We start from the raw sequence: 24,111 nt of genomic DNA, 5'->3' as shown, positions 1-24,111 counted from the left end.
AGTCACTGCTCGTTGCGCAGCATGCGGCGCAACTGGAACACGATGTAGACGAGCATGATCGCGAACAGCACGACCGCGATCGACGCGGAATAGCCGAGCCGGTAGTACTTGATCGCCTGGTCGTACATGTAATACGCGAGCACGGTCGAACTCTCGAACGGGCCGCCGCCCGTCATCACCGAGATCAGGTCGAAGCTGCGCAGCGCGCCGATCACCGTGACGACGATCGCCATGAACGTGGTCGGCCGCAACTGCGGCAGCACGACGTGCCACAGCAGCGCGAAGCCGCGCGCGCCTTCCATGCGCGCCGCTTCGATCTGCTCGGGGTTCACCGACGTGAGGCCGGTGAGGTACAGGATCATGCAGTACGCGGTCTGCGGCCACAGTGCGGCGAGCACGATGCCGAACGTCGCGTAGCGCGCATCGCCGAGCACCGGAATGCCGTGCCCGGCGATCAGCGCGAGCAGCCCGAAGGTCGGATCGTAGAACCACGAGAAGATCAGCCCGACGACCACGCCCGACAGCACGAACGGCGCGAAGAACAGCGACTTCACGAGCCGGATGCCGGCCACGGCCTGATTCAGGTACAGCGCCAGCGCGAGGCCGAGCGGCGGCGCGAGCATGAACATCGCGAGCCAGATCACGTTGTTGCGCAGCGCGGTGTAGAACGTCGGCGCGTGCAGCAGCTCGGCGTAGTTCGCGAGGCCGACGAAGGTGCGCTCGGTCATCCCGTCCCAGTTGCACAGGCTCAACCACAGCGTCGACAGGATCGGCCAGATCACATAGACGGCCACCATCGCGCAGGCCGGCGCGAGAAACAGCCAGGCGGCGCGCCGCTGCCGCCGCGCGGCAGGCGACGGGCGGCGCGCGGGCAGCGCGGCGCTCGGCCCGCGCGCCGGCGGTGCGGCGGCCCCGCCGGCAGGCGTTCGAACGGATCGGGACGTGGTCGGACTGGACACGGCAAGCCTCCTGAAACAACGGATGCGGCGGCGCGGGGCCGCCGCACGGGTCGCACGGTTACTTCTTGTAGATCCGCTTGCGGGTCTGCTCGAGCTGCGCGAGCACGCTGTCGAGCTGCGCGGGGTTCGAGACGAACTGCTGCATCGCCTTCATCCCTTCGTCGGCCATTTCCTTCGTCATGTCGCGATCGTAGAACTGCGCGACGCCGCCCTTGGTGTCGGCGAGGATTCGGAAACCGATCCGCGAGATCGGATCGGCCGGCTCCGGCGACTTGCTGTTCGCCGACAACGAGCCGAGCCCTTCCGCGAGCTTCGCGCCCATCTCCGGCGTCTCGACGAACGCGAGGAACGTATGCGCATCGGCCTTGTTCTTCGCCTTGGTCGGGATGTGCAGCGATTCGACCGGGCCGTCCTCGGCGGTCGGCACCTTCGGGTCGATGATGGGGAAGCGGTAATAGCCCATCTCCTGCTTCACGTTCGGCGGAAAGCCCGCCGCGATGAAGGTGCCCATCAGCATCATCGCGGCCTTGCCCTGGAACAGGAACGGCTGCGCGCCGTCGAGATCGTAGGACAGCGCGTTGTCGATGAAGTAGCCCGCGTCGATCAGCGACTTCCACGTCGTGTAGACCTTCTTCACGCGCGCGTCGGTGTACGGCACGTCGCCGGCCATCAACTGCTGGTGGAACGCGTTGCCGTTCAGGCGCAGGTCCAGATAGTCGAACCAGCCGGCGAGCGTCCATGCGTCGCGGCCGCCCACCGCGATCGGCGTGATGCCGGCCGCCTTCAGCTTCTTGCACGCATCGAGAAACTGGTCCCAGGTCTTCGGCTCGTCGGCGATGCCGACCTTGCCGAACAGGTCCTTGCGATAAAAGAGGCCCCACGAGTAGTAGACGGTCGGCGCCGCGTACTGCTTGCCGTTGTACGACGATGCGCTGCGCGTCGACGCGTACATCGCATCCCAGCCGTTCTTCTTCCAGTCGCCGCTCAGGTCCTCGAACAGCCCGCGCCGCGCGTAGTACGCCATCCGTTCGCCTGCGTGCCAATTGACGACATCGGGCGCGACGGTGGTGAGCCATGCGGGAAGCTGCACCTTGTACGCTTCCTCGTCGACGTAGGTGGGCTTCACGTCGATGTCCGGATGCGCCTTGTGGAACGCGTCGATGGTCGACTGCCAGACCGCGCGCTGGCTCGCGCCCTTGAACGCGATGTTGATCGTCAGCGTGCCGGCGTCGGCGGGCGCCGCGGCGCCGAGCGAGGCGAACGCGATGGCGGCGGCGCTCGCCAGCCGGGCGGCGACGCGAAGGGGGCGATGTGTCATGTCTGTCTCCATTCCTGTATGTCGTTGTGCGTGACCGGCGCGTGCGCCGGGGGCGATGCTACGGACGGCTTCGATACACGGCGACGCCTTGCGGCTCGACCTGCGCGGCGCCGACCACGAACGCGGACGGCGCCACCGCATCGATCGTGTGCGGTGTGCTGCCGTAGTTGAACACGTAGGTCAGGCCGCCGCGCCGGCTCACGCGCACGTCGTCGCCAAGCGGCGTCGGCGTGAGGCCCGCTTCGGCCGCGACGTCGGCGAACCCGCGCAACGCGGTCGCATCGTCGAACAGCGCGGCCCAATAGTGAAACGCGCCGTGCGACACCCACGCGGGATGGCCGTCGGCGAAGCGCGCGTGCACGACGCTGCGCGCCTCGTCGTGCAGCTCGACGAGGTCGCGCCAGTGGCGCGCGTCGCCGCTCAGCGGCGAGCCGTCGCGCAGCGCGCCGTCGATGCGCTCGGTCACGTTCGGGCGCAGCGATTCGACGCGCCACACGCGCAACGGCAGGAGCGACGCGAGCGGGCCGGGCGGCAGCGCCGGCGGAATCTGCAGGTCGACGGTCTTCGATCCGGTGCGCGGGCCGAACACGGCATGCGCGCCCGAGGCGGCGAGCCGCGCCGCGAAGTCGTCCGGCACGACGGGCAGCGGCGGCACGACGACGAGCCGGTAGCCGTCGAGCGGCGCGTGCGCCGAGACGATGTCGACGTCGAGGCCGAGCGCGCGCAGCGCCGAGTAATACTCGAACGCGAAGCGCGGGTAGTGGAAATCGGCGCCCTGCGGCTGGACTTCGAGCAGCCACTTCGCTTCGTAGTCGAACACGAGCGCGACGGGGGCGCGCACCGCGCCGTCGGCATCGGCGTCGAGCACGGCGGCGATTTCGCCCGCGACCCGCTGCGCTTCGCGGCCGCCTTCGTCGAGCCGATCGTCGGGCGTGTGCAGGCCCGCGTGCATCTGCTCCTGCGCGAACGGCGCCTGCCGCCAGCGGAAATACGACACGCAGCCGGCGCCGTGCGCGAACGCTTCCCAGCTCCAGAGACGCACCATCCCCGGCAGCGGCGCCGGGTTCCAGTGCGCCCAGTTCACCGGGCCCGGCTGCTGCTCCATCACCCAGAACGGCTGCTTCGACATGCCGCGATACAGGTCGTGATTGAACGATGCGAAGTCCGGGTGGCCGGTGCGCAGCCAGCGCGCCTTCACGTCGGGCGCGAACCACAGCTCCTCCAGCGCGCCGAGCGGATAGCTGTCCCAGGTCGCGACGTCGAGGTCGCGCGCGACCGCATAGTGGTCGAACTCGGTGAACAGCTGCATGAAGTTGTGCGCGACGGGGCGGCCCGGCGAATGCGCGCGGATCACGTCGACCTGCATCCGGTGATAGCGCGCCAGCTCGTCGGACGCGAAGCGGCGGTAGTCGAGGCGATGCGACGGATGCGCTTCGGTCACGGTGCCCACCGGCGCATCGACCTCGTCGAAATGCCGGTACTCCATGCTCCAGAACACGGTGCCCCACGCGCGGTTCAGCGCGTCGATCGTGCCGTAGCGCGCCTTCAGCCAGGCGCGAAAACGCAGGAGCGCGGCCGGCGAGTAGCTGACGACGGTCTGGTGGCAGCCGAGCTCGTTGTCGGTCTGCCAGTAGCGCACGGCCGGATGGCGGCCGTAGCGTTCGGCCACCGCAGTGCAGATGCGGCGCGACGCTTCCAGATAGGTCGGCGACGAGAAGTCGTAATGGCGGCGCGAGCCGAACTTGCGCGGCAGGCCGTCGGCACCGATCGCGAGGATGTCGGGATGACGATCGACGAGCCATTTCGGCGGCGTCGCCGTCGGCGTGCACATCACGATCTCGAGGCCGGCCGCGCCGAGCACGTCGATCGCGCGGTCGAGCCAGCCCCACGCGTATTCGCCCGGCGACGGCTCGATGCGGCTCCATGCGAATTCGCCGATCCGCACCTGCGCGATGCCGAGCGCCTTCATGCGGCGGGCGTCGTCGGCCCACATCGATTCCGGCCAGTGTTCCGGGTAGTAACAGACTCCGAGGCGCATGCCCGATCCTTATGCGTAATGGTGGACGGGAAGGTCGGCGCACGCGGGCACCGCGCGGCCGTCTTCATTGAACAGATGACACGCGGCCGCCGCTGCATGCACGTGCACGCGCTCGCCGGCGTGCACGGCCGCGTCGCCGGGCACTTTCGCGATCAGCGGCGTGCCGCCGGGCTGATCGAGATGCACGTAGGTCTGCTCGCCGAGACGCTCGACCAGCGCGACGTCGCGCGCGAGCGTCGTCGCGTCGGGCGCGGCGCCGAGCGTCAGATGTTCGGGGCGGATGCCGAGCGTGACGGCTGCGCCCGGTGCGAGCGCGGAGCCGTCGCGCGGCAGCGTGAACGATTCGCCCGACGCCACGAGCGTGACGGTCGTGCGCCGCGCGTCGCAGGCGACGACGACGGCCGGCAGGAAGTTCATCCGCGGCGAGCCGATGAAGCCGGCGACGAAGCGGCTGGCCGGATGGTGATAGAGGTCGAGCGGCGCGCCGACCTGCGCGATGCTGCCGTGCCGCGCGGTGTCGGCGCCCGTGTGCAGCAGCACGATCTTGTCGGCGAGCGTCATCGCCTCGGTCTGGTCGTGCGTCACGTAGACGACGCTCGCGCGCTCGAACTGCCGATGCAGCTTCGCGATCTCGATGCGCGTCTGGCCGCGCAATGCCGCGTCGAGGTTCGACAGCGGTTCGTCGAACAGGAACACCCCGGGCTCGCGCACGATCGCGCGGCCGATCGCGACGCGCTGCCGCTGTCCGCCGGACAGCGCCTTCGGCTTGCGCTCGAGCAGCGTGTCGAGCTGCAGGATCCGCGCGGCGTCGCGCACCTTGCGGTCGATCTCGGCCTTCTGCACGCGCGCGAGCTTCAGGCCGAACGCCATGTTCTCGTAGACGGTCATGTGCGGAAACAGCGCGTAGCTCTGGAACACCATCGCGACGCCGCGCTCGGCGGCCGGCACGTCGTCGACGCGGCGGCCGTCGATCGACAGCTCGCCGTCGCTCAGATCCTCGAGGCCCGCGATCATCCGCAGCAACGTCGACTTGCCGCAGCCCGACGGGCCCAGGAACACGCAGAACTCGTGCGCGCCGATGTCCAGATCGACGTCGCGTATGACCGGCGCGTGCTCGCCATAAGCCTTCTGCACGCGACGCATCGAGATGCTCGCCATTGTCTCCGCTCCATGTTTTAATGCGCTTCGATCGATGCTTAAGCGCTTAATCATCGCGATCAAAAAAATAGGCGATTGCGATCGCGGCCGAGTCGCGCTCGTTGGTCGAGCGGCAGGGTGTGCGGCGATAGTGCGCTGCTTCGGGTAGCGAAGCAAATACTGGATTCACCTCTCATATAGTGGGCAAATCATGGCGACACTCGACGAAGTGGCGCGTCGCGCCGGCGTGACGGCCGCGACGGTGTCGAACGTGCTGCGCGATCGCGGGCGGGTCGGCGAAGCGACGCGCGCGCGGGTGCTCGAGGCCGTGCAGGCGCTCGGCTACCGGCCGCATCTGGCGGCGCGCGCGCTGGCCGAAGGGCGCGCTCCGACGGTCGCGCTGATGGTGTCGAGCATCGCGAACCCGTTCTATCCGGAGTTCGCGCTGGCGGTCGAGCGCGCGGTGCGGCGCAACGGGCAGTTCCTGATCGTCTGCAACACGAATGAAGATCCGTTGCAGGGGCGCGCGTATCTCGACCAGATCGCCGGCACGATTTCGGAGGGCATTCTGGTGACGAACGCGAACCTGCATCTGCCCGACCTCGCCGACGTCGCGCGCCGCGGCGTGCCGGTCGTGCTGTGTCTGTGGGAGCGGCCCGATGCGCCGCCCGACGGGTTGCCGTGCGTGGCGGTGGATTTCCGCGAGGCGGGGCGGATCGCGACGCGGCATCTGGTCGAGCTCGGGCATCGGGCGATCGGCGTGATCGTCGGCGGCTCGGCGAGCGGCGTGCAGGCGGCGCGCTACGACGGTTTCGTCGACGTGATGCGCGAAGCGGGGCTCGACGCGTCGATCGTCGCGGCCGAGCCCGATTCGATCGAAGGCGGCGTGCGCGCGGCCGGCCGGCTGCTCGATGCGCATCCCGAGTTGACCGCGCTGGTCGCGACCAACGATCTGCCCGCGATCGGCGCGCTGCACGCGGCGGCCGATCGCGGCAGGCGCGTGCCCGACGACCTGTCGATCGTCGGCATCACCGACATCCACCTGGCGCGCGACACGCGGCCGACGCTGACGACGGTCGCGATTCCGACCGCCGAGGCGGCGGCGCTCGCGGTCGAGTTGCTCAATACGTTGCGCGAGGCGGGCGGCCGGATCGACGACGGGTCGCGCGTGCGGATCGCGTCGGCGCCGCGGTTGGTCGTGCGCGGGACGACCAGTGCGGTGCCGGGGAGGCGGGTGGATGGGTAGGGGGTGGGTGAAGTCGATGGCTGAAGCCGAAGCCGAAGCCGATGACGGAAGCCGAAGCCGAAGCCGAAGCCGAAGCCGAAGCCGAAGCCGAAGCCGATGCCGATGCCGATGCCGATGCCCATGGCCGAAGCCCGAAGCCCGAAGCCCGAAGCCCGAAGCCCGAAGCCCGACGCACGACGCACGACGCACGACGCACGACGCGCGACGCACGAGTGCCGCGGTATGCCCGCGCTTCGGGCGCTTCGGGAAACGGGCCAGACGGCCAGACCGCGCACGCCATCGGCCCGCCCGCGCTATGGCTGCTCACGAAGCCTAAACCCGCCGTCGTGACCGACCGCGTGACCAACCGCGCACCCGCCCGCCGAATCACCCGCCTTCCGGTGTCACAATGGCGGCCTCACGTTCCGTCACCGAGGAGATCGAAATGGCGCATGGCGAACACAAGTACCGCGTGGCTGTGGAGTGGACCGGCAACCGCGGCAGCGGCACGTCCGGGTATCGCGAATACGGCCGCGATCACGTGATTCGCGCGGGTTCGAAGCCCGACATTCCGGGCTCGTCCGATCCTGCGTTCCGCGGCGACGCGCAGCGCTGGAACCCCGAGGATCTGCTGGTGGCGTCGGCGTCGGCGTGCCACAAGCTCTGGTATCTGCATCTCTGCGCGGAGGCCGGCGTCCGCGTGCTCGCGTATCTCGACGACGCGCACGGAACGATGCTCGACGGCCCCGATCACGGTTGTTTCAGCGAAATCGTGCTGCATCCGCATGTGACGATCCGCGCGGGCGACGATCGCGAGCTGGCGGCGCGTCTGCATCACGATGCGCATGCGAAGTGCTATATCGCGAACTCGGTGAACTTTCCGATCCGCTGCGAACCGGTGATCGAGTTCGCGGCCGCGTAACGCTTGATGCTTGACGGCGGCGCGCGACAAGGCAAGCCTGCCACCCGCGCCCGCCGACCTGCCGGCCAGCCCCGCCCACCCGCCCCTCCGCCTCAGAGCGCGACGCCATAAACGTCGCGCGCCGCTGCCCGAAGCGCATCGGCCATCACCTCGACGGCCGGCGAAGGCAGCCGGTCGGTGCGCGTGATGATCCCGAAATCGTCCATCCGGCAATCCATCTGCAGCGGCAGCACCGACACGATCCCGTGGCGCGCGTAGTACGTGGCGACATCCTCGGCGAGCACCGCGATCATGTCGCTCTGCTCGATCAGCTGCGTGATGAACAGCAGTGCGGCCGTCTCGACCACGTTCACGGGCGGCGCGAGGCTCGCGCGCTGGAACACCAGTTCGAAGCGATGGCGCAGCACGCTGCCGGCCGGCGGCATGACCCACGCGGCGCGCTGCACATCGGCGAGCGACAGCGGCGCCTGCGCGAGCAGCGGATGGCCCGGCCGCACGACCGCGGCGACGGGCTCGCCGGTCAGCGGCTCGTACCGCAGATGCAGCTTGTCGTGCTCGGCCGACAGCCGGCCCAGCACGATGTCCAGCTTGTCCTGCGCGAGGTGCTCGAGCAGCGCGTTGCTGGTGTCGATCGCGACCGACACGCGCACGTTCGCGTGCGTGCCCTTCACGGCCGCGACGGCCGGCGGCACCAGCCGCAGGCCCGGCGACGTGATCGCGCCCACCGCGACATGCCCGAGATGCCCGGCCTTCAGCGCGGCCAGCTCCTCGCGCGCCTGATCGAGGCTGCCGAGCGCGGCGCGCGCGTGGCGGATCAGCGCGTCGCCGTACAGCGTCGGCCGCATCCCGCGCGGCAGCCGCTCGAACAGCACCGCGCCGATCGACTCCTCGAGCTCGCGCAGCAGCTTCGACGCGGCCGGCTGCGTCATGCTCAGCGCGGCCGCCGCGCGGTGAATGCTGCCTTCGTCGGCGAGCGCGACGACCAGCAGCAACTGGCGCGTCTTCAGGCGATTGCGGTTTCCCCACGGGCTGGCTTCGGTCATCGTACGGGTTTATATCGATATCGGAATCGATATCGTAATCGCCTAAAACGTCATTAGCGAGTTATCAAAATTCTGCCTAGACTGCGCCGGTATCCCGTCACCACAGGACTGACGATGTCGGCAACAAAACCCAGGCTGCGCTCCACCGAATGGTTCGGCACCAATGACAAGAACGGCTTCATGTATCGAAGCTGGATGAAGAACCAGGGCATCCCCGATCACGAGTTCGACGGCCGGCCGATCATCGGCATCTGCAATACATGGTCCGAACTGACGCCCTGCAACGCCCATTTCCGCAAGCTGGCCGAGCACGTGAAGCGCGGCGTCTTCGAAGCGGGCGGCTTTCCGGTCGAGTTCCCGGTGTTCTCGAACGGCGAATCGAACCTGCGGCCGTCCGCGATGCTCACGCGCAATCTTGCATCGATGGACGTCGAAGAGGCCATCCGCGGCAACCCGATCGACGCGGTCGTGCTGCTCGCCGGCTGCGACAAGACCACGCCGGCGCTCCTGATGGGCGCGGCGAGCTGCGACGTGCCGGCGATCGTCGTGTCGGGCGGCCCGATGCTGAACGGCAAGCTGGAAGGCAAGAACATCGGCTCGGGCACGGCCGTGTGGCAACTGCACGAAGCGCTGAAGGCCGGCGAGATCGACCTCCATCACTTCCTGTCGGCCGAAGCCGGGATGTCGCGCTCGGCCGGCACCTGCAACACGATGGGCACCGCGTCGACGATGGCGTGCATGGCCGAGGCGCTCGGCGTCGCGCTGCCGCACAACGCGGCGATTCCGGCCGTCGATTCGCGCCGCTACGTGCTCGCGCACATGTCGGGCATCCGCATCGTCGAGATGGCGCTCGAAGGGCTCGTGCTGTCGAAGGTGCTGACGCGCGCCGCGTTCGAGAACGCGATCCGCGCCAACGCGGCGATCGGCGGCTCGACCAATGCGGTGATCCACCTGAAGGCGATCGCGGGCCGCATCGGCGTGCCGCTGGAGCTCGAGGACTGGATGCGCATCGGCCGCGACACGCCGACGATCGTCGACCTGATGCCGTCCGGGCGCTTCCTGATGGAGGAGTTCTATTACGCGGGCGGCCTGCCGGCCGTGCTGCGCCGGCTCGGCGAAGGCGGGCTGCTGCCGCATCCGGACGCGCTGACGGTCAACGGCAAGTCGCTGTGGGACAACGTGCGCGAAGCGCCGAACTACGACGACGAGGTGATCCGTCCGCTCGACCGGCCGCTGATCGCGGACGGCGGCATCTGCATCCTGCGCGGCAATCTCGCGCCGCGCGGCGCGGTGCTGAAGCCGTCGGCGGCGAGCCCCGAGCTGCTCAAGCATCGCGGTCGCGCGGTGGTGTTCGAGAACCTCGAGCACTACAAGGCGACGATCAACGACGAATCGCTCGACGTGGACGCCAGCTCGGTGATGGTGCTGAAGAACTGCGGGCCGCGCGGGTATCCGGGGATGGCCGAGGTCGGCAACATGGGGCTGCCGCCGAAGCTGCTGCGTCAGGGCGTGAAGGACATGGTGCGGATCTCGGACGCGCGGATGAGCGGCACCGCGTACGGCACGGTCGTGCTGCACGTCGCGCCGGAAGCGGCGGCCGGCGGCCCGCTGGCGGCGGTGCGCAACGGCGACTGGATCGAGCTCGACTGCGAGGCCGGCACGCTGCATCTGGACATTACGGATGACGAACTGCAGCGGCGGCTGTCCGACGTCGATCCGACCGCGGCGCCCGGTGTATCCGCGCAGCTCGGCAAGGGCGGGTATGCGCGGCTTTACATCGATCACGTGATGCAGGCCGACGAGGGCTGCGACCTCGACTTCCTGGTCGGCACGCGCGGCGCGGACGTGCCGAGCCATTCGCATTGAACGGCGGGTGGCGGCGTAGGGATGAGGAGCGCGGTGCGGTCGGGTGGAGATCGGGATATGCGCCCGGTGCGAGCAAAAGCGCCAATGCGGACCGACCGCGAAGCATGGGGTCCACGTAGGCGCTGAAGCGCCAACGTGGACCGACAGGAGACAAGATGACGACGCAGTACACGCCCGCGCACCCCGCGGCGGAACAGTCCGATTCGCCGGCAGCCGTCGACGAGCGGCAGCTGACCCGCCTGCTCACGCGCAAGCTGGTGCCGTTCCTCGCGCTGATCTACGTGGTCGCGTACGTCGACCGTACGGTCGTCGGCTTCGCGAAGCTGCACATGAACGCGGCGGTCGGCATCGGCGACGCCGCGTACGGCCTCGGCGCCGGACTCTTCTTCATCGGCTACTTCCTCTGCGAAGTACCGAGCAACCTCGCACTCGGCCGCTTCGGCGCACGCGTGTGGTTCGCACGCATCCTCGCGACGTGGGGCGTGATCACGATGGCGATGGCGCTCGTGCAAGGCCCCACCAGCTTCTACGTGCTGCGCTTCCTGCTCGGCGCAGCCGAAGCCGGCCTCTATCCCGGCATCCTGTACTTCCTCACGCAATGGTTCCCGATGCGCGACCGGGCGCGCGTGATCGGCCTGCTCGTCCTCGCGCAGCCGCTCGCCGGCATCGTCACGGGCCCGCTGGCCGGCTGGCTGCTGTCGACGCACGGGCTGTTCGGCCTGTCCGACTGGCAGACGCTGTTCGTCGTCAGCGGCCTGCCGGCCGTGCTGCTCACGTGGCCGACGCTGCGGCTGCTGCCGGAGTCGCCCGCGCACGCGCGCTGGCTGAACGACGTCGAGCGCCGCTGGATCGCGAACCAGCTCGCCGCCGACCGCGACACGTATCGCCCCGATTCGCACCGCAACCCGCTCGCCGCATTGCGCGATCGCCGCGTGCTGCTGCTCGCCGCGCTGTTCCTGCCGTTTCCGCTGTGCATCTACGGGCTGTCGCTGTGGCTGCCGACGATCATCCACGCATTCGGCGCCGGCGATGCGGCCACCGGGCTGCTGTCCGCGGTGCCGTACCTGTTCGCGGTGCTCGGCCTGCTGATCGTGCCGCGCCATTCGGACCGCAAGCGCGAGCGCTACGGACACATCGTCGTCGTATCGGCGGCGGCCGCGCTGACGATGGCCGCGAGCGCATGGGTGCGGCAGCCCGCGCTGCAGCTGGCGTTCATCTGCCTGACCGCGTTCTCGCTCTACTCGATCCAGGCGGTCGTGTGGGCGCTGCCCGGCGAATTCCTGAGCGGCACCAGCGCGGCGGTCGGTATCGCCGCGATCAACTCGCTCGCGAATCTCGGCGGCTACGCGGGGCCGTACGGCATCGGCCTGATCAAGGCGGCGACCGGCAGCCTCGCGGCCGGCCTGTACTTTCTCGCGGCGACGCTGCTGTTCGCGGTGCTGATGACGTTCGTCGTGCGCGCGGCGCTGCGCACGCCCGAACCGGCCGCGCGCGCCTTCGCCCGCGAATCATGAATGGATTGTTTTGCGGCTGACCGCCGCTTCGACCGACGCAGGACCGAACCATGACATCGAGCAGCACGCCGCGCTATCGCGGCATTTTCCCCGTCGTCCCGACGACGTTTACCGACACCGGCGAACTCGACCTCGCGAGCCAGAAGCGCGCGGTCGATTTCATGATCGACGCCGGCTCGGACGGGCTGTGCATCCTCGCGAACTTCTCCGAGCAGTTCGCGATCACCGACGACGAGCGCGACGTGCTCACGCGCACCATCCTCGAACACGTGGCCGGCCGCGTGCCGGTGATCGTCACGACGTCGCACTACGGCACGCAGGTCTGTGCGGCGCGCAGCCTGCGCGCGCAGCAGCTCGGCGCGGCGATGGTGATGGCGATGCCGCCGTATCACGGCGCGACGTTTCGCGTGCCCGAAGCGCAGATCTTCGACTTCTACGCGCGCGTGTCCGATGCGATCGACATCCCGATCATGATCCAGGACGCCCCCGCGAGCGGCACCGTGCTGTCCGCGCCGTTGCTCGCGCGGATGGCGCGCGAGATCGAGCAGGTCGCGTACTTCAAGATCGAAACGCCGGGCGCCGCGAACAAGCTGCGCGAACTGATCCGGCTCGGCGGCGACGCGATCGAAGGGCCGTGGGACGGCGAGGAGGCGATCACGCTGCTCGCCGACCTGCACGCGGGCGCGACCGGCGCGATGACCGGCGGCGGCTTTCCGGACGGCATCCGGCCGATCCTCGAAGCGTTCCGCGACGGCCGCCACGACGAAGCGTTCGCGCATTACCAGACGTGGCTGCCGCTGATCAACCACGAGAACCGCCAGTCCGGAATCCTGACCGCCAAGGCGCTGATGAAGGAAGGCGGCGTGATCGCATGCGAGCGGCCGCGCCATCCGATGCCCGAGCTGCATCCGGACACCCGCGCGGAACTGATCGCGATCGCGCGCCGGCTCGATCCGCTCGTGCTGCGCTGGGCGCACTGACCGAACCGCAAAGGAGAAGCGCAGATGAGCAAGGTGATTTCGCTGGGCGTCGTCGGGATCGGCAAGATCGCACGCGACCAGCATCTGCCGGCGATCGCCGCCGAGCCGGGGTTCGCGCTGACCGCGTGCGCGAGCCGTCATGCGGAAGTCAACGGCGTGCGCAACTATCAGGACCTGCCCGCGTTGCTGGCCGCCGAGCCGGAACTCGACGCGGTGTCGCTGTGCGCGCCGCCGCAGGTGCGCTACGGGCAGGCGCGCGCGGCGCTCGAAGCCGGCAAGCACGTGATGCTCGAGAAGCCGCCGGGCGCGACGCTCGGCGAAGTGGCCGCACTCGACGCGCTCGCGCGCGAGCGCGGCCTCACGCTGTTCGCGACCTGGCACTCGCGCTGCGCGAGCGCCGTCGAACCGGCGCGCGCGTGGCTCGCGACGCGCACGATCCGCGCGGTGCAGGTGCGCTGGAAGGAGGACGTGCGGCGCTGGCATCCGGGCCAGCAATGGATCTGGGAGCCGGGCGGCCTCGGCGTGTTCGACCCCGGCATCAATGCGCTGTCGATCGTCACGCGGATCCTGCCGCGCGAGCTGGTGCTGCGCGAGGCGACGCTGTACGTGCCGAGCGACGCGCAGATGCCGATCGCGGCCGAACTCGATTGCGCCGATACGGACGGCGTGCCCGTCCACGCCGAATTCGACTGGCGGCACGGCCCCGTCGAGCAGTGGGAGATCGCGGTCGACACGTCCGACGGCGTGCTCGCGATCAGCCGCGGCGGCGCGCAACTGTCGATCGCCGGCGAGCCGGTCGAACTCGGGCCGCAGCGTGAATATGCGGCGCTGTATGCGCAGTTCCACGCGCTGATCGCGCGCGGTGCAAGCGACGTCGACGCGCGGCCGTTGCGGCTCGTCGCCGACGCGTTCCTGTTCGGGCGACGCGTCGGCACCGACGCGTTCGGCCGCTGAACCCGTGCCGGCGCGCGCCATCCTGCGCGCGGCCGCGCACGAAGCAACTTGAAGACCCAAGCCAATACAAGGAGACACGCATGAACCGCACGATTCGCCGACACACCCTGCGCGCGCTGCTCGCCGCGCTTTGCATCGCGCCGCTCGGGATGCAGGGCGCCGCCCACGCCGACGCGCCGTTGAAGATCGGCTTCCTGGTGAAGATGCCCGAGCAGGCATGGTTCATCAACGAGCAGAACGCGGCCGCCGCGCTCGGCCAGAAGGAGAACTTCTCGGTCGTGAAGATCGGCACGCCGGACGGCGAGAAGGTACTCGCCGCGATCGACAACCTCGGCTCGCAGGGCGCGCAGGGCTTCGTGATCTGCGCGCCGGACGTGCGCCTCGGGCCGGCGATCGCCGCGCGCGCGAAGCGCTACAACATGAAGTTCGTGACGGTCGACGACCAGCTCGTCGACTCGACCGGCAAGCCGCTGCCGAACGTGCCGCACCTCGGCATGTCGGCGACCAAGATCGGCAACCAGGTCGGCCAGGCGATCGCCGACGAGATGAAGCGGCGCGGCTGGAAGCCCGAGGAAGTCGGCGCGCTGCGCATCACCAACTACGAGCTGCCGACCGCCAAGCTGCGCACCGACGGCGCGACGCAGGCGCTGCTCGCGAACGGCTTCCGCAAGGAGAACATCTTCGACGCGCCGCAGAAGACGACCGACGACGAAGGCGGCTTCAGCGCGGCCGCGCCGGTGCTCGCGCGCCATCCGAACGTGAAGAAATGGGTCGTCTATGCGCTCAACGAGGAGACCGTGCTCGGCGCGGTGCGCGCGACCGAACAGCTGCACATCCCGGCCGCGGACGTGATCGGCGTCGGCATCAACGGTGCGGGCGAGGCGTTCGCCGAGTTCCAGAAGAAGGAGCCGACCGGCTTCTACGGGACGATCGCGGTCAGCTCGACGAACCACGGCAAGGACAGCACGCAGAACCTCGTCGACTGGATCCGCAACGGCAAGATGCCGCCGGCCGACACGCAGACGAGCGGCAAGCTGATGACGCGCGCGAACTGGCAGGCCGTGCGCGCCGAGCTGGGCATCTGAACGTGCGGGGCGACGACGCGATGACGATGCAGACGATCACGGCCGTGCCCGGCAACGGCGCTGCGGCCACGCCCGGCGCCGCGACGCCGCTCGCCGGCGGCGCGCTGCTCGCGCTCGACGGCATCACGGTGACGTTCCCGGGCGTGCGCGCGCTCGACGGCGTGTCGCTGGCGGTGCGCGCGGGCGAGGTGCACGGGCTGATGGGCGAGAACGGCGCCGGCAAGTCGACGCTGCTGAAGGTGCTGTCCGGCGTGAACCAGCCGCAGGCCGGCACGTTGACGCTGAACGGCACCGAGCAGCGTTTCGCGTCGACGCGCGCGGCGCTCGAGGCCGGCATCGCGATCATCTATCAGGAACTGCACCTGGTGCCGGAGCTGACGGTCGCGGAAAACCTGATGCTCGGCCAGCTGCCGAGCCGGCTCGGCGTGGTCGACGAACGCGCGCTCGCCGTGCGCGCGCTCGACGCGCTGGAGCGGCTCGGCGAGCACATCGATCCCGACATCCCGGTGAAGTACCTGTCGATCGGCCAGCGCCAGATGATCGAGATCGGCAAGGCGCTGATGCGCGACGCGCGCGTGATCGCATTCGACGAACCGACCAGCTCGCTGTCGGCGCGCGAGACGACGCAGCTGTTCCGCATCATTCGCTCGCTGCGCGAGCAGGGCCGCGCGATCATCTACGTGACGCACCGGATGGAGGAGGTCGACGCGCTGTGCGATCGCGTGACGGTGTTCCGCGACGGCCGGCGGATCGAGACGTTCGAGTCGGTCGCCGATCTCGACCGCGACCGGCTGATCGGCTGCATGGTCGGCCGCTCGATCGAGGACGTCTACGGCTACCGGCCGCGCGCGGCCGGCGACGTGATGATCGAGGCGAAGGCCTTGACCGGCCCCGGCCTGTCCGAGCCGGTGTCGTTCGCCGCGCGGCGCGGCGAGATCGTCGGCTTCTTCGGGCTGGTCGGCGCAGGCCGCTCGGAGCTGATGAAGCTGCTGTACGGCGCCGTGCGTCCGACCGGCGGGCACGTCGAGCTGGGCGGCGCGCGCGTCGCGTTCAGGAGCCCGCGCGACGCGGTGCGCGCCGGTATCGCGCTGTGTCCGGAGGACCGCAAGCACGAGGGCATCGTCGCGATCGCGTCGGTGGCCGACAACCTGAACATCAGCGCGCGCCGCCACTTCAGCCCGGCGCGCATGCTGCTCGACGGGCGGCGCGAGCGCGAGCTCGCGCAGAAGTACATCGAGCGGCTCGCGATCAAGACGCGCGACGGCGACACGCCGATCGGCGCGCTGTCGGGCGGCAACCAGCAGAAGGTCGTGCTCGCGCGCTGGCTGGCCGAGCGCATCGACGTGTTCCTGATGGACGAGCCGACGCGCGGCATCGACGTCGGCGCGCGCGCCGAAATCTACAACCTGTTTTACGAACTCGCGGAAGCGGGCCGCACCGTGATCATCGTGTCGAGCGATCTCGCCGAAGTGATCGGCGTGGCGGACCGCATCATCGTGATGAAGGAAGGGCGCATCGCGGGCGAGGTCGCGAAGGCGCAGGCCACGCCCGACACGCTGATCAAGCTCGCGCTGCCGCGCTAGGGCCTGTTTGGAAAAAATTCGGTCGTGGGGCCGGCGCAAGCCCGTTATTGGCGTGAACAGGCCCTAGCCCGCAGTCAACCGGAAGCAATCGATATGAGCCAGGCAATGCAACCCCAACGTAGTTCTCCGTCCCCCGATTCCGCGGCCGCGGCCGTACCGCCGCGCGCGCGCGGCGGCGCGTGGCAATTGATCAACCGCTCCGGCATCGTGATGGTGTTCATCATGCTGTTCGCGGTGCTGTCCGCGACCGTGCCGGACTTCCTCACGCCGCGCAACATCCAGGGCCTGCTGCTGTCGGTCACGCTGATCGGCTCGATCGCGGTGACGATGATGTTCGTGCTCGCGCTCGGCGAAGTCGACCTGTCGGTCGCGTCGATCGTCGCGTTCTCGGGCGTCGTCGCCTCGACGCTCATCACGGCGACGCACAGCGTCGTGCTCGGCGTCGTGGCCGGCGTGCTCGCGGGCGGCGCGGTCGGGCTCGTCAACGGCGTGCTGATCGCGCGCTGGCGCATCAACTCGCTGATCGTCACGCTCGCGATGATGGAGGTCGTGCGCGGCCTCGCGTTCATCACGTCGAACGGCGATGCGGTGATGATCTCCGAGGAGCGCTTCTTCGATCTCGGCGGCGGCTCGTTCCTCGGCATCTCGTATCCGATCTGGAGCAACATCGTCGGCTTCGTCGTGTTCGGCTTCCTGCTGCGCAAGACGGTGTTCGGCAAGAACGTGCTGGCCGTCGGCGGCAACGGCGAGGCCGCGCTGCTCGCCGGGCTGCCGGTGATGCGCATCAAGATCATGGTGTTCGTGCTGCAGGGGCTCGTGACCGGCTTCGCCGGCGTGATGCTCGCGTCGCGGATGAGCCTCGGCGACCCGAAAACGTCGGTCGGCCTCGAACTGGGCGTGATCTCCGCGTGCGTGCTCGGCGGCGTGTCGCTGACGGGCGGCGTCGCGACGATCTCCGGCGTGCTGGTCGGCGTGCTGATCATGGGCTCGGTGCAGGACGCGATGAGCCTGCTGAACGTGCCGACCTTTTACCAATATCTGATACGCGGCGGAATTCTGTTGCTCGCGGTGCTGTTCGACCAGTATCGTCGCAACCAGCGGCGCGCGATGAAGATGTGACCGACGCGAACGCGCGGCCGCCTGCGAACGAGACAGATATCGGGAGACGGCATGCAACAGACTCATCCGGGCGCGGCGGCCCAGCTGCTGGTGGACAGCCGCAATACGCTCGGCGAAGGCGCGACGTGGTGCGACGCGACGCACACGCTGTACTGGACGGACATCGAAGGCGCGCGGCTGTGGCGCTGCCGCGCGGACGGCTCCGAACTCGCGCAGTGGCCGATGCCCGAACGGCTCGCGTGCTTCGCGCTCACGCAGGAGTCCGACGTGCTGCTGGTCGGGCTCGCGACCCATCTCGCGTTCTTCGATCTGCGCAGCGGCACGTTCACGCGGATCGTCGACGTCGAGCCCGATCTGCCGACGCGGCTGAACGACGGCCGCTGCGATCCATTCGGTGCGTTCGTGTTCGGCATGAAGGACGAGGGCGGCGAGCCGCCGCGCGCGCTCGGCGGGTTCTACCGGCTCGATGCCGATCTCACGCTTGAGCGGCTCGCGTTGCCGCCCGCGGCGATCGCGAACAGCATCGCGTTCTCGCCGGACGGCGCGAAGATGTACTTCTGCGATTCGCTGGTGCGCGAGATCTTCGTCTGCGATTACCGCGCGGGCGGCGACGTGGCCAACGTGCGCGCGTTCGCGCGGCTGACCGATGCGCACGGCGATCCTGACGGCTCGACGGTCGACCGCGACGGCGGGCTGTGGAACGCGCAGTGGGGCGGCAGGCGCGTGGTGCGCTACGGGCCGGACGGCGTCGAGACCGACCGCGTCGCCGTGCCGACCGCGCAGCCGAGCTGCGCGGCGCTCGACGGCGAGGGCCGGCTGTACGTGACCAGCGCGCGCGTCGGGCTCGACGACGCGGCGCTCGCCGACGATGCCGCAGCCGGCGGCGTGTTCGTCGCCGCGACGCGCTACGCGGGGCTGCCGACCGCGCGCTTCGCGGGCAAGCGCGCGCGCTGAGCGCGGCCGGGCGCGGCGTGCCGCGTCACGCCTGCGCCGCTTCCTGACGCAGCGCCAGCAGCGCGACCGCGTTGTCCTTCAGGATCAGCGGATGCACGTCGGGCCGGAACCCGGCGCCGTGAAAGTCTTCCAGCCAGCGGTCCGGCCGGATCAGCGGGAAATCGGACGCGAACAGCACCTTGTGCCTGAGCAACGTGTTCGCGTATTTGACGAGTTCCGGCGAGAAATACTTCGGCGACCAGCCGGACAGGTCGATGTACACGTTCGGCTTGTGCAGCGCGATCGACAGCGCCTGTTCCTGCCACGGCCACGACGGGTGCGCGATCACGATCTTCATGTCGGGGAAGTCGGCGGCGACGTCGTCGAGATGGATCGGTTCGGAATACTTCAGACGCAGCCCGCCGCCGCCGCGCATCCCCGACCCCATTCCCGAATGCCCGCTGTGGAACACGGCCGGCAGCCCGTATTCGGCGATCACCTCGTAGACCGGATACGCGAGCCGGTCGTTCGGAAAGCATCCCTGCATCGTCGGATGGAACTTGAAGCCGCGCACGCCGTGTTCCTCGATCAGCCGGCGCGCTTCGCGCGCGCCGAGGCGGCCCTTGTGCGGGTCGATGCTCGCGAACGCGATCATCACGTCCGCGTTGTCCTGCGCGAATTGCGCGATCTCCTCGTTCGGAATGCGCCGCCGCCCGATGTTGCTCTCGCAATCGACGGTGAACATCACGAAGCCGATCCGGCGCTCGCGGTAATACGCGATCGTCTCCGGAATCGTCGGCCGGCGGCCCTGCTTCAGCACCGTGCCGAAATACTTGTCGGCCGCGTCGTCGAACGCCTTCGCGAACAGGTCCGGCGGCTGGCAGCACGACACTTCGGCGTGCACGTGCGTGTCGATGGCGATCAGGTTGTCGATGTCCAAGCGTGTCTCCTCATGTCGTGAGCGGCCGGCCGGCGCCGCGCCAAAACCGCCTTGCGCGCCCGTTTAGGGGTTTGTCCCGAGCCGCTTCCATTCTACTTTACATATCAGGTTACCTGATAGTAAATTGGTTGCGAGTCGCACGGGGCGGCACTGTCATTGGAGAACGAAGATGGGTTACGAAGGGCGCTGGAAAACGGTGAAGGTCGAGGTCGCGGGCGGCATCGCATGGGTGACGCTGAACCGTCCGGAAAAGCGCAACGCGATGAGCCCGACGCTGAACACGGAGATGATCGACGTGCTCGAGGCGATCGAGCTCGACGCCGACGCGCAGGTGCTGGTGCTGACCGGCGAAGGCGATGCATGGACGGCCGGGATGGACCTGAAGGAGTACTTCCGCGAGATCGACGCGGGCCCGGAAATCCTGCAGGAGAAGATTCGCCGCGACGCGAGCCGCTGGCAGTGGCAATTGCTGCGCATGTACGCGAAGCCGACGATCGCGATGGTCAACGGCTGGTGCTTCGGCGGCGGATTCTCGCCGCTGGTCGCCTGCGACCTCGCGATCGCGGCCGACGAGGCGGTGTTCGGGCTGTCGGAAATCAACTGGGGCATCCCGCCGGGCAACCTCGTCAGCAAGGCGATGGCGGACACCGTCGGGCACCGCGAGGCGCTCTACTACATCATGACCGGCGATACGTTCACCGGCCAGCAGGCCGCGCGGATGGGGCTCGTCAACAAGAGCGTGCCGCGCGCGCAGCTGCGTGACGAAGTGCGCGCGCTCGCCGCGAAGCTGCTCGACAAGAACCCGGTCGTGATCCGCAACGCGAAGCACGGCTTCAAGCGCTGCCGCGAGCTGACCTGGGAGCAGAACGAGGACTACCTGTACGCGAAGCTCGACCAGGCCAACTATCGCGACCCGGAAGGCGGGCGCGAGCAGGGCCTCAAGCAGTTCCTCGACGACAAGAGCATCAAGCCGGGCCTGCAGGCGTACAAGCGCTGACGCGCGCGGCCAGACCTGAGAGGAGACACCGAAATGCACGAAGTGAGTTTGTTGATCGACGGCGTGTCGCGCGGCGCGTCGGACGGCGGGACGTTCGACCGGATCGACCCGGCGACCGGGCAGGTCGCGTCGCGCGCGGCCGCGGCGACGCTCGCCGATGCGGATGCCGCGGTCGCGGCCGCCGCGCGCGCGTTCCCCGCGTGGGCGGCGCTGGCGCCGACCGAGCGCCGCCGCCGGCTGCTGGCGGCGGCCGACCGGATGGACGCACGCGCCGGCGAATTCATCGAGACCGGCCGCGCGGAAACCGGCGCGATGGCGAACTGGTACGGCTTCAACGTGATGCTCGCCGCCAACATGCTGCGCGAGGCCGCCGCGATGACGACGCAGATCGACGGCGCGGTGATTCCGTCCGACGTGCCGGGCAGCATCGCGATGGCCGTGCGCCAGCCGTGCGGCGTGGTGCTCGGGATCGCGCCGTGGAATGCGCCGGTGATCCTCGCGACGCGTGCTCTCGCGATGCCGCTCGCGTGCGGCAATACGGTCGTGCTGAAGGCCTCCGAAGGATGTCCGGGCGTGCACCGGCTGATCGGCAGCGTGCTGCACGACGCGGGGCTCGGCGACGGCGTCGTCAACGTGATCACGCACGCGCCGCAGGATGCGCCGGCGATCGTCGAGCGGCTGATCGCGAACCCGGCCGTGCGGCGCGTGAACTTCACTGGCTCGACGCGCGTGGGCCGGATCGTCGCGACGCTCGCCGCGCAGCACCTGAAGCCGGCGCTGCTCGAACTCGGCGGCAAGGCGCCCGTGCTCGTGCTCGACGACGCCGATCTCGACGCGGCGGTCGATGCGGTCGCGTTCGGCGCGTTCTTCAACCAGGGGCAGATCTGCATGTCGACCGAGCGCGTGATCGTCGATCGCAAGGTCGCCGATGCGTTCGTCGCACGGCTGGTCGCCAAGGCGCGCACGCTGAAGGCCGGCAACCCGGCCGCGCCGGGCGTCGTGCTCGGCACGCTGGAAAGCGCGGCGGCCGCGCAGCGGATCGCCGCGATGGTCGCCGATGCGCACGCGCACGGCGCCGCGCTGCCGCTCGGCTGCGAGGTCGACGGCGCGGTGATGCAGCCGACCATCGTCGACGGCGTCACGCGCGAGATGCAGCTCTACGCCGACGAATCGTTCGGGCCGGTGGTGACCGTGCAGCGCGTCGACGGCGACGAAGCGGCGCTCGCGGCCGCGAACGACAGCGAATACGGTTTGTCGGCTGCGGTGTTCAGCCGCGACATCGCGCGCGCGATGCAGCTCGCGAAGCGGATCGAATCGGGCATCTGCCACATCAACGGGCCGACCGTGCACGACGAGGCGCAGATGCCGTTCGGCGGCGTGAAGGCGAGCGGCTACGGCCGGTTCGGCAGCAAGGCGTCGATCGCCGAGTTCACCGACCTGCGCTGGATCACCGTCCAGACCACGCCGCGCCATTACCCGATTTGAGCAGCACCCGGCGCCGCGGCGCCGCCACTCTATAACGACACAACGAAGTCTCCGCCCGCATGCGCGAGCGCGCCGGGCGGAGTCGAACGGAGACAGAACGTGGATGCGGAACGACCCCAACTGCGCGACGCGGCCGTCGTGCAGCCCGTCCCCGCCGGCTATCGCCCCGTGGCGATCGGCACGGCGCCGCCGGAGATCGCGCAACGCGACGGCTGCTGGACCTTGCGCGCGGCGAGCGCGCTCGGCGCGTATCCGCGCCGGCTCACCGACCGGCTCGTCAGCGGCGCGCAGGCGCACCCGGACCGCTGGCTGGTCGCGCGGCGCGGCCCCGACGGCGCGTGGATCGGCATCAGCTATGCGCAGATGCTCGAGCGCGCCCGCGCGATCGGCCAGGCGCTGCTCGATCGCGGGCTGTCGGCCGAGCGGCCGATCGCGATCCTGTCCGGCAACGACCTCGAGCATCTGCAGCTCGCGTTCGGCGCGATGTGGGCCGGCATTCCGCATGCGCCGCTGTCGCCCGCGTATTCGCTCGTGTCGAGCGATTACGGCAAGCTGCGCCATGCGCTCGCGCTGCTGACGCCGGGGCTCGTGTTCGCGTCGGACGGCGCGGCCTTCCGCGCCGCGCTCGACGCCGCGGTGCCGAGCGACGTGGAGCGCGTGGTCGTGACGGCGCCCGACGGAATGGACGGCGTCACGCGGTTCTCGGCGCTGCTCGACACGCGGCCGGCGGGCGTCGATGCCGCGCACGACGCGGTCACCGGCGACACGATCGCGAAATTCCTCTTCACGTCGGGATCGACGCGGCTGCCGAAGGCGGTGCCCACCACGCACCGGATGCTGTGCAGCAACCAGCAGATGCTGCTCGAAACCTTCCCGCAATTCGGGCTGGAGCCGCCGGTGCTGGTCGACTGGCTGCCGTGGAATCACACGTTCGGCGGCAGCCACAACGTCGGCATCGCGCTGTACAACGGCGGCACGCTGTACATCGACGACGGCAAGCCGGTCGCCGGCAAGTTCGCCGAGACGCTGCGCAACCTGCGCGAGATCGCGCCGACCGTGTACTTCAACGTGCCGAAAGGCTGGGAGGAGCTCGCGGCCGCGCTCGAGACCGACGCCGCGCTGCGCGACACGTTCTTCTCGCGCGTCCGGATGTACTTCTTCGCGGGCGCGGGGCTGTCGCAGGCGGCGTGGGACCGGCTCGAGCGCGTGACGCTCGCGCACTGCGGCGAGCGTATCCGCATCATGGCGGGCCTCGGGATGACCGAAGCCGCACCGTCGTGCATGTTCACGACCGGGCCGATGTCGGGCGCCGGCTACATCGGCCTGCCCGCACCCGGCTGCGACGCGAAGCTGGTGCCGATCGACGGCAAGCTCGAAGCGCGCTTTCGCGGGCCGAACGTGATGGCCGGCTACTGGCGCGCGAGCGGCGACGACGCGCGCGAAGTGTTCGACGACGAAGGCTATTACCGCAGCGGCGACGCGGTGCGCTTCGTCGATCCCGCGCGCCCGGAGATCGGCCTGATGTTCGACGGGCGCATCGCGGAGGACTTCAAGCTGTCGTCGGGCACGTTCGTGAGCGTCGGGCCGATGCGCGCGCGCATCGTGTCGAACGGCGCGCCGTACGTGCAGGACGCGGTGATCACCGGAATGAACCGCGACGACGTCGGCGTGATGATCTTCCCGCGCATCGACGATTGCCGTCGCCTGGCCGGCGCGGCGGCGGACGCGGACATTCGCACCGTGCTGCAGGCGAGCGCGGTGCGCGCGTTCTTCGCGGACTTGCTCGCGCGGCTGAACCGCGATGCGACCGGCAGCGCGAGCTTCGTCACGCGGCTGTGCGTGCTCGACACGCCGCCGTCGCTCGATCTCGGCGAGATCACCGACAAGGGCTCGATCAACCAGCGCGCGGTGCTCGCGCATCGCGCGGCGGTGGTCGACGCGATGTACGGGCCGGATGCGGCCGACGCGGGCGTGATCGTCGCCAGCGCGCCGCGCCGCGCATGAGGGGCGCAC

General features: G+C 69.5%; 19 protein-coding genes. 13 read left to right on the top strand and 6 right to left on the bottom strand.

The window, feature by feature from the left end; translation table 11 throughout:
- Window positions 1–2: 2 nt before the first annotated feature.
- Genes AK36_RS09445 through AK36_RS09430 form a run of 4 tightly spaced genes read right to left on the bottom strand, consistent with a single transcriptional unit; the run spans window position 3 to window position 5,473 of the window.
- Window positions 3–959 carry a carbohydrate ABC transporter permease gene (locus tag AK36_RS09445; protein ID WP_014724275.1) on the bottom strand — a complete coding sequence of 319 codons (957 nt, stop codon included), beginning with the start codon at window positions 957–959 and terminating at the stop codon, window positions 3–5.
- Window positions 960–1,017: 58 nt separating this feature from the next.
- The gene (locus tag AK36_RS09440; protein WP_014724276.1) at window positions 1,018–2,277 is read right to left on the bottom strand and encodes an ABC transporter substrate-binding protein; all 1,260 of its coding nucleotides are present in this window, start codon (window positions 2,275–2,277) and stop codon (window positions 1,018–1,020) included.
- A gap of 58 nt (window positions 2,278–2,335) precedes the next feature.
- Entirely contained in the window at window positions 2,336–4,315 is a 1,980-nt protein-coding gene (locus AK36_RS09435) for a beta-galactosidase (protein ID WP_045578348.1), read from the bottom strand.
- 9 nt (window positions 4,316–4,324) lie between these two features.
- A complete protein-coding gene (locus tag AK36_RS09430) occupies window positions 4,325–5,473 on the bottom strand; it encodes an ABC transporter ATP-binding protein (protein WP_045578347.1) in 1,149 nt (382 codons plus the stop codon).
- A 190-nt stretch (window positions 5,474–5,663) separates the two neighbouring features.
- Between AK36_RS09430 and AK36_RS09425 the strand changes: the two genes are divergently transcribed.
- Window positions 5,664–6,698: a LacI family DNA-binding transcriptional regulator gene (locus AK36_RS09425; protein ID WP_045578346.1), complete on the top strand. Its 1,035-nt coding sequence runs from the start codon at window positions 5,664–5,666 to the stop codon at window positions 6,696–6,698.
- 424 nt (window positions 6,699–7,122) lie between these two features.
- Window positions 7,123–7,599: an OsmC family protein gene (locus tag AK36_RS09420; RefSeq protein ID WP_045578479.1), complete on the top strand. Its 477-nt coding sequence runs from the start codon at window positions 7,123–7,125 to the stop codon at window positions 7,597–7,599.
- Window positions 7,600–7,691: 92 nt separating this feature from the next.
- Here AK36_RS09420 and AK36_RS09415 read toward each other — a convergent pair whose 3' ends face one another.
- On the bottom strand, window positions 7,692–8,642 hold the full coding sequence (locus tag AK36_RS09415) for a LysR family transcriptional regulator (protein ID WP_014724281.1): 951 nt from the start codon (window positions 8,640–8,642) through the stop codon (window positions 7,692–7,694).
- Between the two features lie 114 nt (window positions 8,643–8,756).
- Between AK36_RS09415 and AK36_RS09410 the strand changes: the two genes are divergently transcribed.
- The 8 genes from AK36_RS09410 to AK36_RS09375 all read left to right on the top strand — a co-directional run bounded on the left by AK36_RS09410 (window position 8,757) and on the right by AK36_RS09375 (window position 18,697).
- Window positions 8,757–10,508 carry an IlvD/Edd family dehydratase gene (locus tag AK36_RS09410; RefSeq protein ID WP_045578345.1) on the top strand — a complete coding sequence of 584 codons (1,752 nt, stop codon included), beginning with the start codon at window positions 8,757–8,759 and terminating at the stop codon, window positions 10,506–10,508.
- A gap of 155 nt (window positions 10,509–10,663) precedes the next feature.
- Complete coding sequence (locus tag AK36_RS09405) at window positions 10,664–12,022, top strand: MFS transporter (RefSeq protein WP_014724282.1); 1,359 nt, start codon at window positions 10,664–10,666, stop codon at window positions 12,020–12,022.
- 50 nt (window positions 12,023–12,072) lie between these two features.
- On the top strand, window positions 12,073–13,002 hold the full coding sequence (locus AK36_RS09400) for a dihydrodipicolinate synthase family protein (RefSeq protein WP_014724283.1): 930 nt from the start codon (window positions 12,073–12,075) through the stop codon (window positions 13,000–13,002).
- A gap of 24 nt (window positions 13,003–13,026) precedes the next feature.
- On the top strand, window positions 13,027–13,956 hold the full coding sequence (locus AK36_RS09395; RefSeq protein WP_011881177.1) for a Gfo/Idh/MocA family protein: 930 nt from the start codon (window positions 13,027–13,029) through the stop codon (window positions 13,954–13,956).
- 80 nt (window positions 13,957–14,036) lie between these two features.
- Window positions 14,037–15,041 carry an arabinose ABC transporter substrate-binding protein gene (locus AK36_RS09390; RefSeq protein ID WP_014724284.1) on the top strand — a complete coding sequence of 335 codons (1,005 nt, stop codon included), beginning with the start codon at window positions 14,037–14,039 and terminating at the stop codon, window positions 15,039–15,041.
- A gap of 20 nt (window positions 15,042–15,061) precedes the next feature.
- Complete coding sequence (araG, locus tag AK36_RS09385; RefSeq protein ID WP_011881179.1) at window positions 15,062–16,624, top strand: L-arabinose ABC transporter ATP-binding protein AraG; 1,563 nt, start codon at window positions 15,062–15,064, stop codon at window positions 16,622–16,624.
- Window positions 16,625–16,717: 93 nt separating this feature from the next.
- Window positions 16,718–17,743, top strand: coding sequence for an L-arabinose ABC transporter permease AraH (gene araH / locus AK36_RS09380; RefSeq protein WP_045578344.1), 1,026 nt, complete (start codon window positions 16,718–16,720; stop codon window positions 17,741–17,743).
- A gap of 51 nt (window positions 17,744–17,794) precedes the next feature.
- On the top strand, window positions 17,795–18,697 hold the full coding sequence (locus tag AK36_RS09375; protein WP_045578343.1) for an SMP-30/gluconolactonase/LRE family protein: 903 nt from the start codon (window positions 17,795–17,797) through the stop codon (window positions 18,695–18,697).
- A gap of 25 nt (window positions 18,698–18,722) precedes the next feature.
- Here the strand turns inward: AK36_RS09375 and AK36_RS09370 are convergent, their stop codons facing one another.
- The gene (locus AK36_RS09370; RefSeq protein ID WP_011881182.1) at window positions 18,723–19,616 is read right to left on the bottom strand and encodes a 4-hydroxyphenyl-beta-ketoacyl-CoA hydrolase; all 894 of its coding nucleotides are present in this window, start codon (window positions 19,614–19,616) and stop codon (window positions 18,723–18,725) included.
- Window positions 19,617–19,785: 169 nt separating this feature from the next.
- Between AK36_RS09370 and AK36_RS09365 the strand changes: the two genes are divergently transcribed.
- The 3 genes from AK36_RS09365 (at window position 19,786) to AK36_RS09355 (ending at window position 24,102) form a co-directional block, all read left to right on the top strand.
- Window positions 19,786–20,613 carry a p-hydroxycinnamoyl CoA hydratase/lyase gene (locus AK36_RS09365; protein WP_011881183.1) on the top strand — a complete coding sequence of 276 codons (828 nt, stop codon included), beginning with the start codon at window positions 19,786–19,788 and terminating at the stop codon, window positions 20,611–20,613.
- 33 nt (window positions 20,614–20,646) lie between these two features.
- Window positions 20,647–22,098, top strand: coding sequence for an aldehyde dehydrogenase (locus AK36_RS09360; protein ID WP_034193741.1), 1,452 nt, complete (start codon window positions 20,647–20,649; stop codon window positions 22,096–22,098).
- Between the two features lie 99 nt (window positions 22,099–22,197).
- Complete coding sequence (locus AK36_RS09355; protein ID WP_045578342.1) at window positions 22,198–24,102, top strand: feruloyl-CoA synthase; 1,905 nt, start codon at window positions 22,198–22,200, stop codon at window positions 24,100–24,102.
- Window positions 24,103–24,111 lie beyond the last annotated feature (9 nt).

The sequence above is a fragment of the Burkholderia vietnamiensis LMG 10929 genome, assembly GCF_000959445.1.
GTDB classification, from domain to species: Bacteria; Pseudomonadota; Gammaproteobacteria; order Burkholderiales; family Burkholderiaceae; genus Burkholderia; species Burkholderia vietnamiensis.
This window is presented reverse-complemented; position numbering and strand designations above follow the sequence as displayed.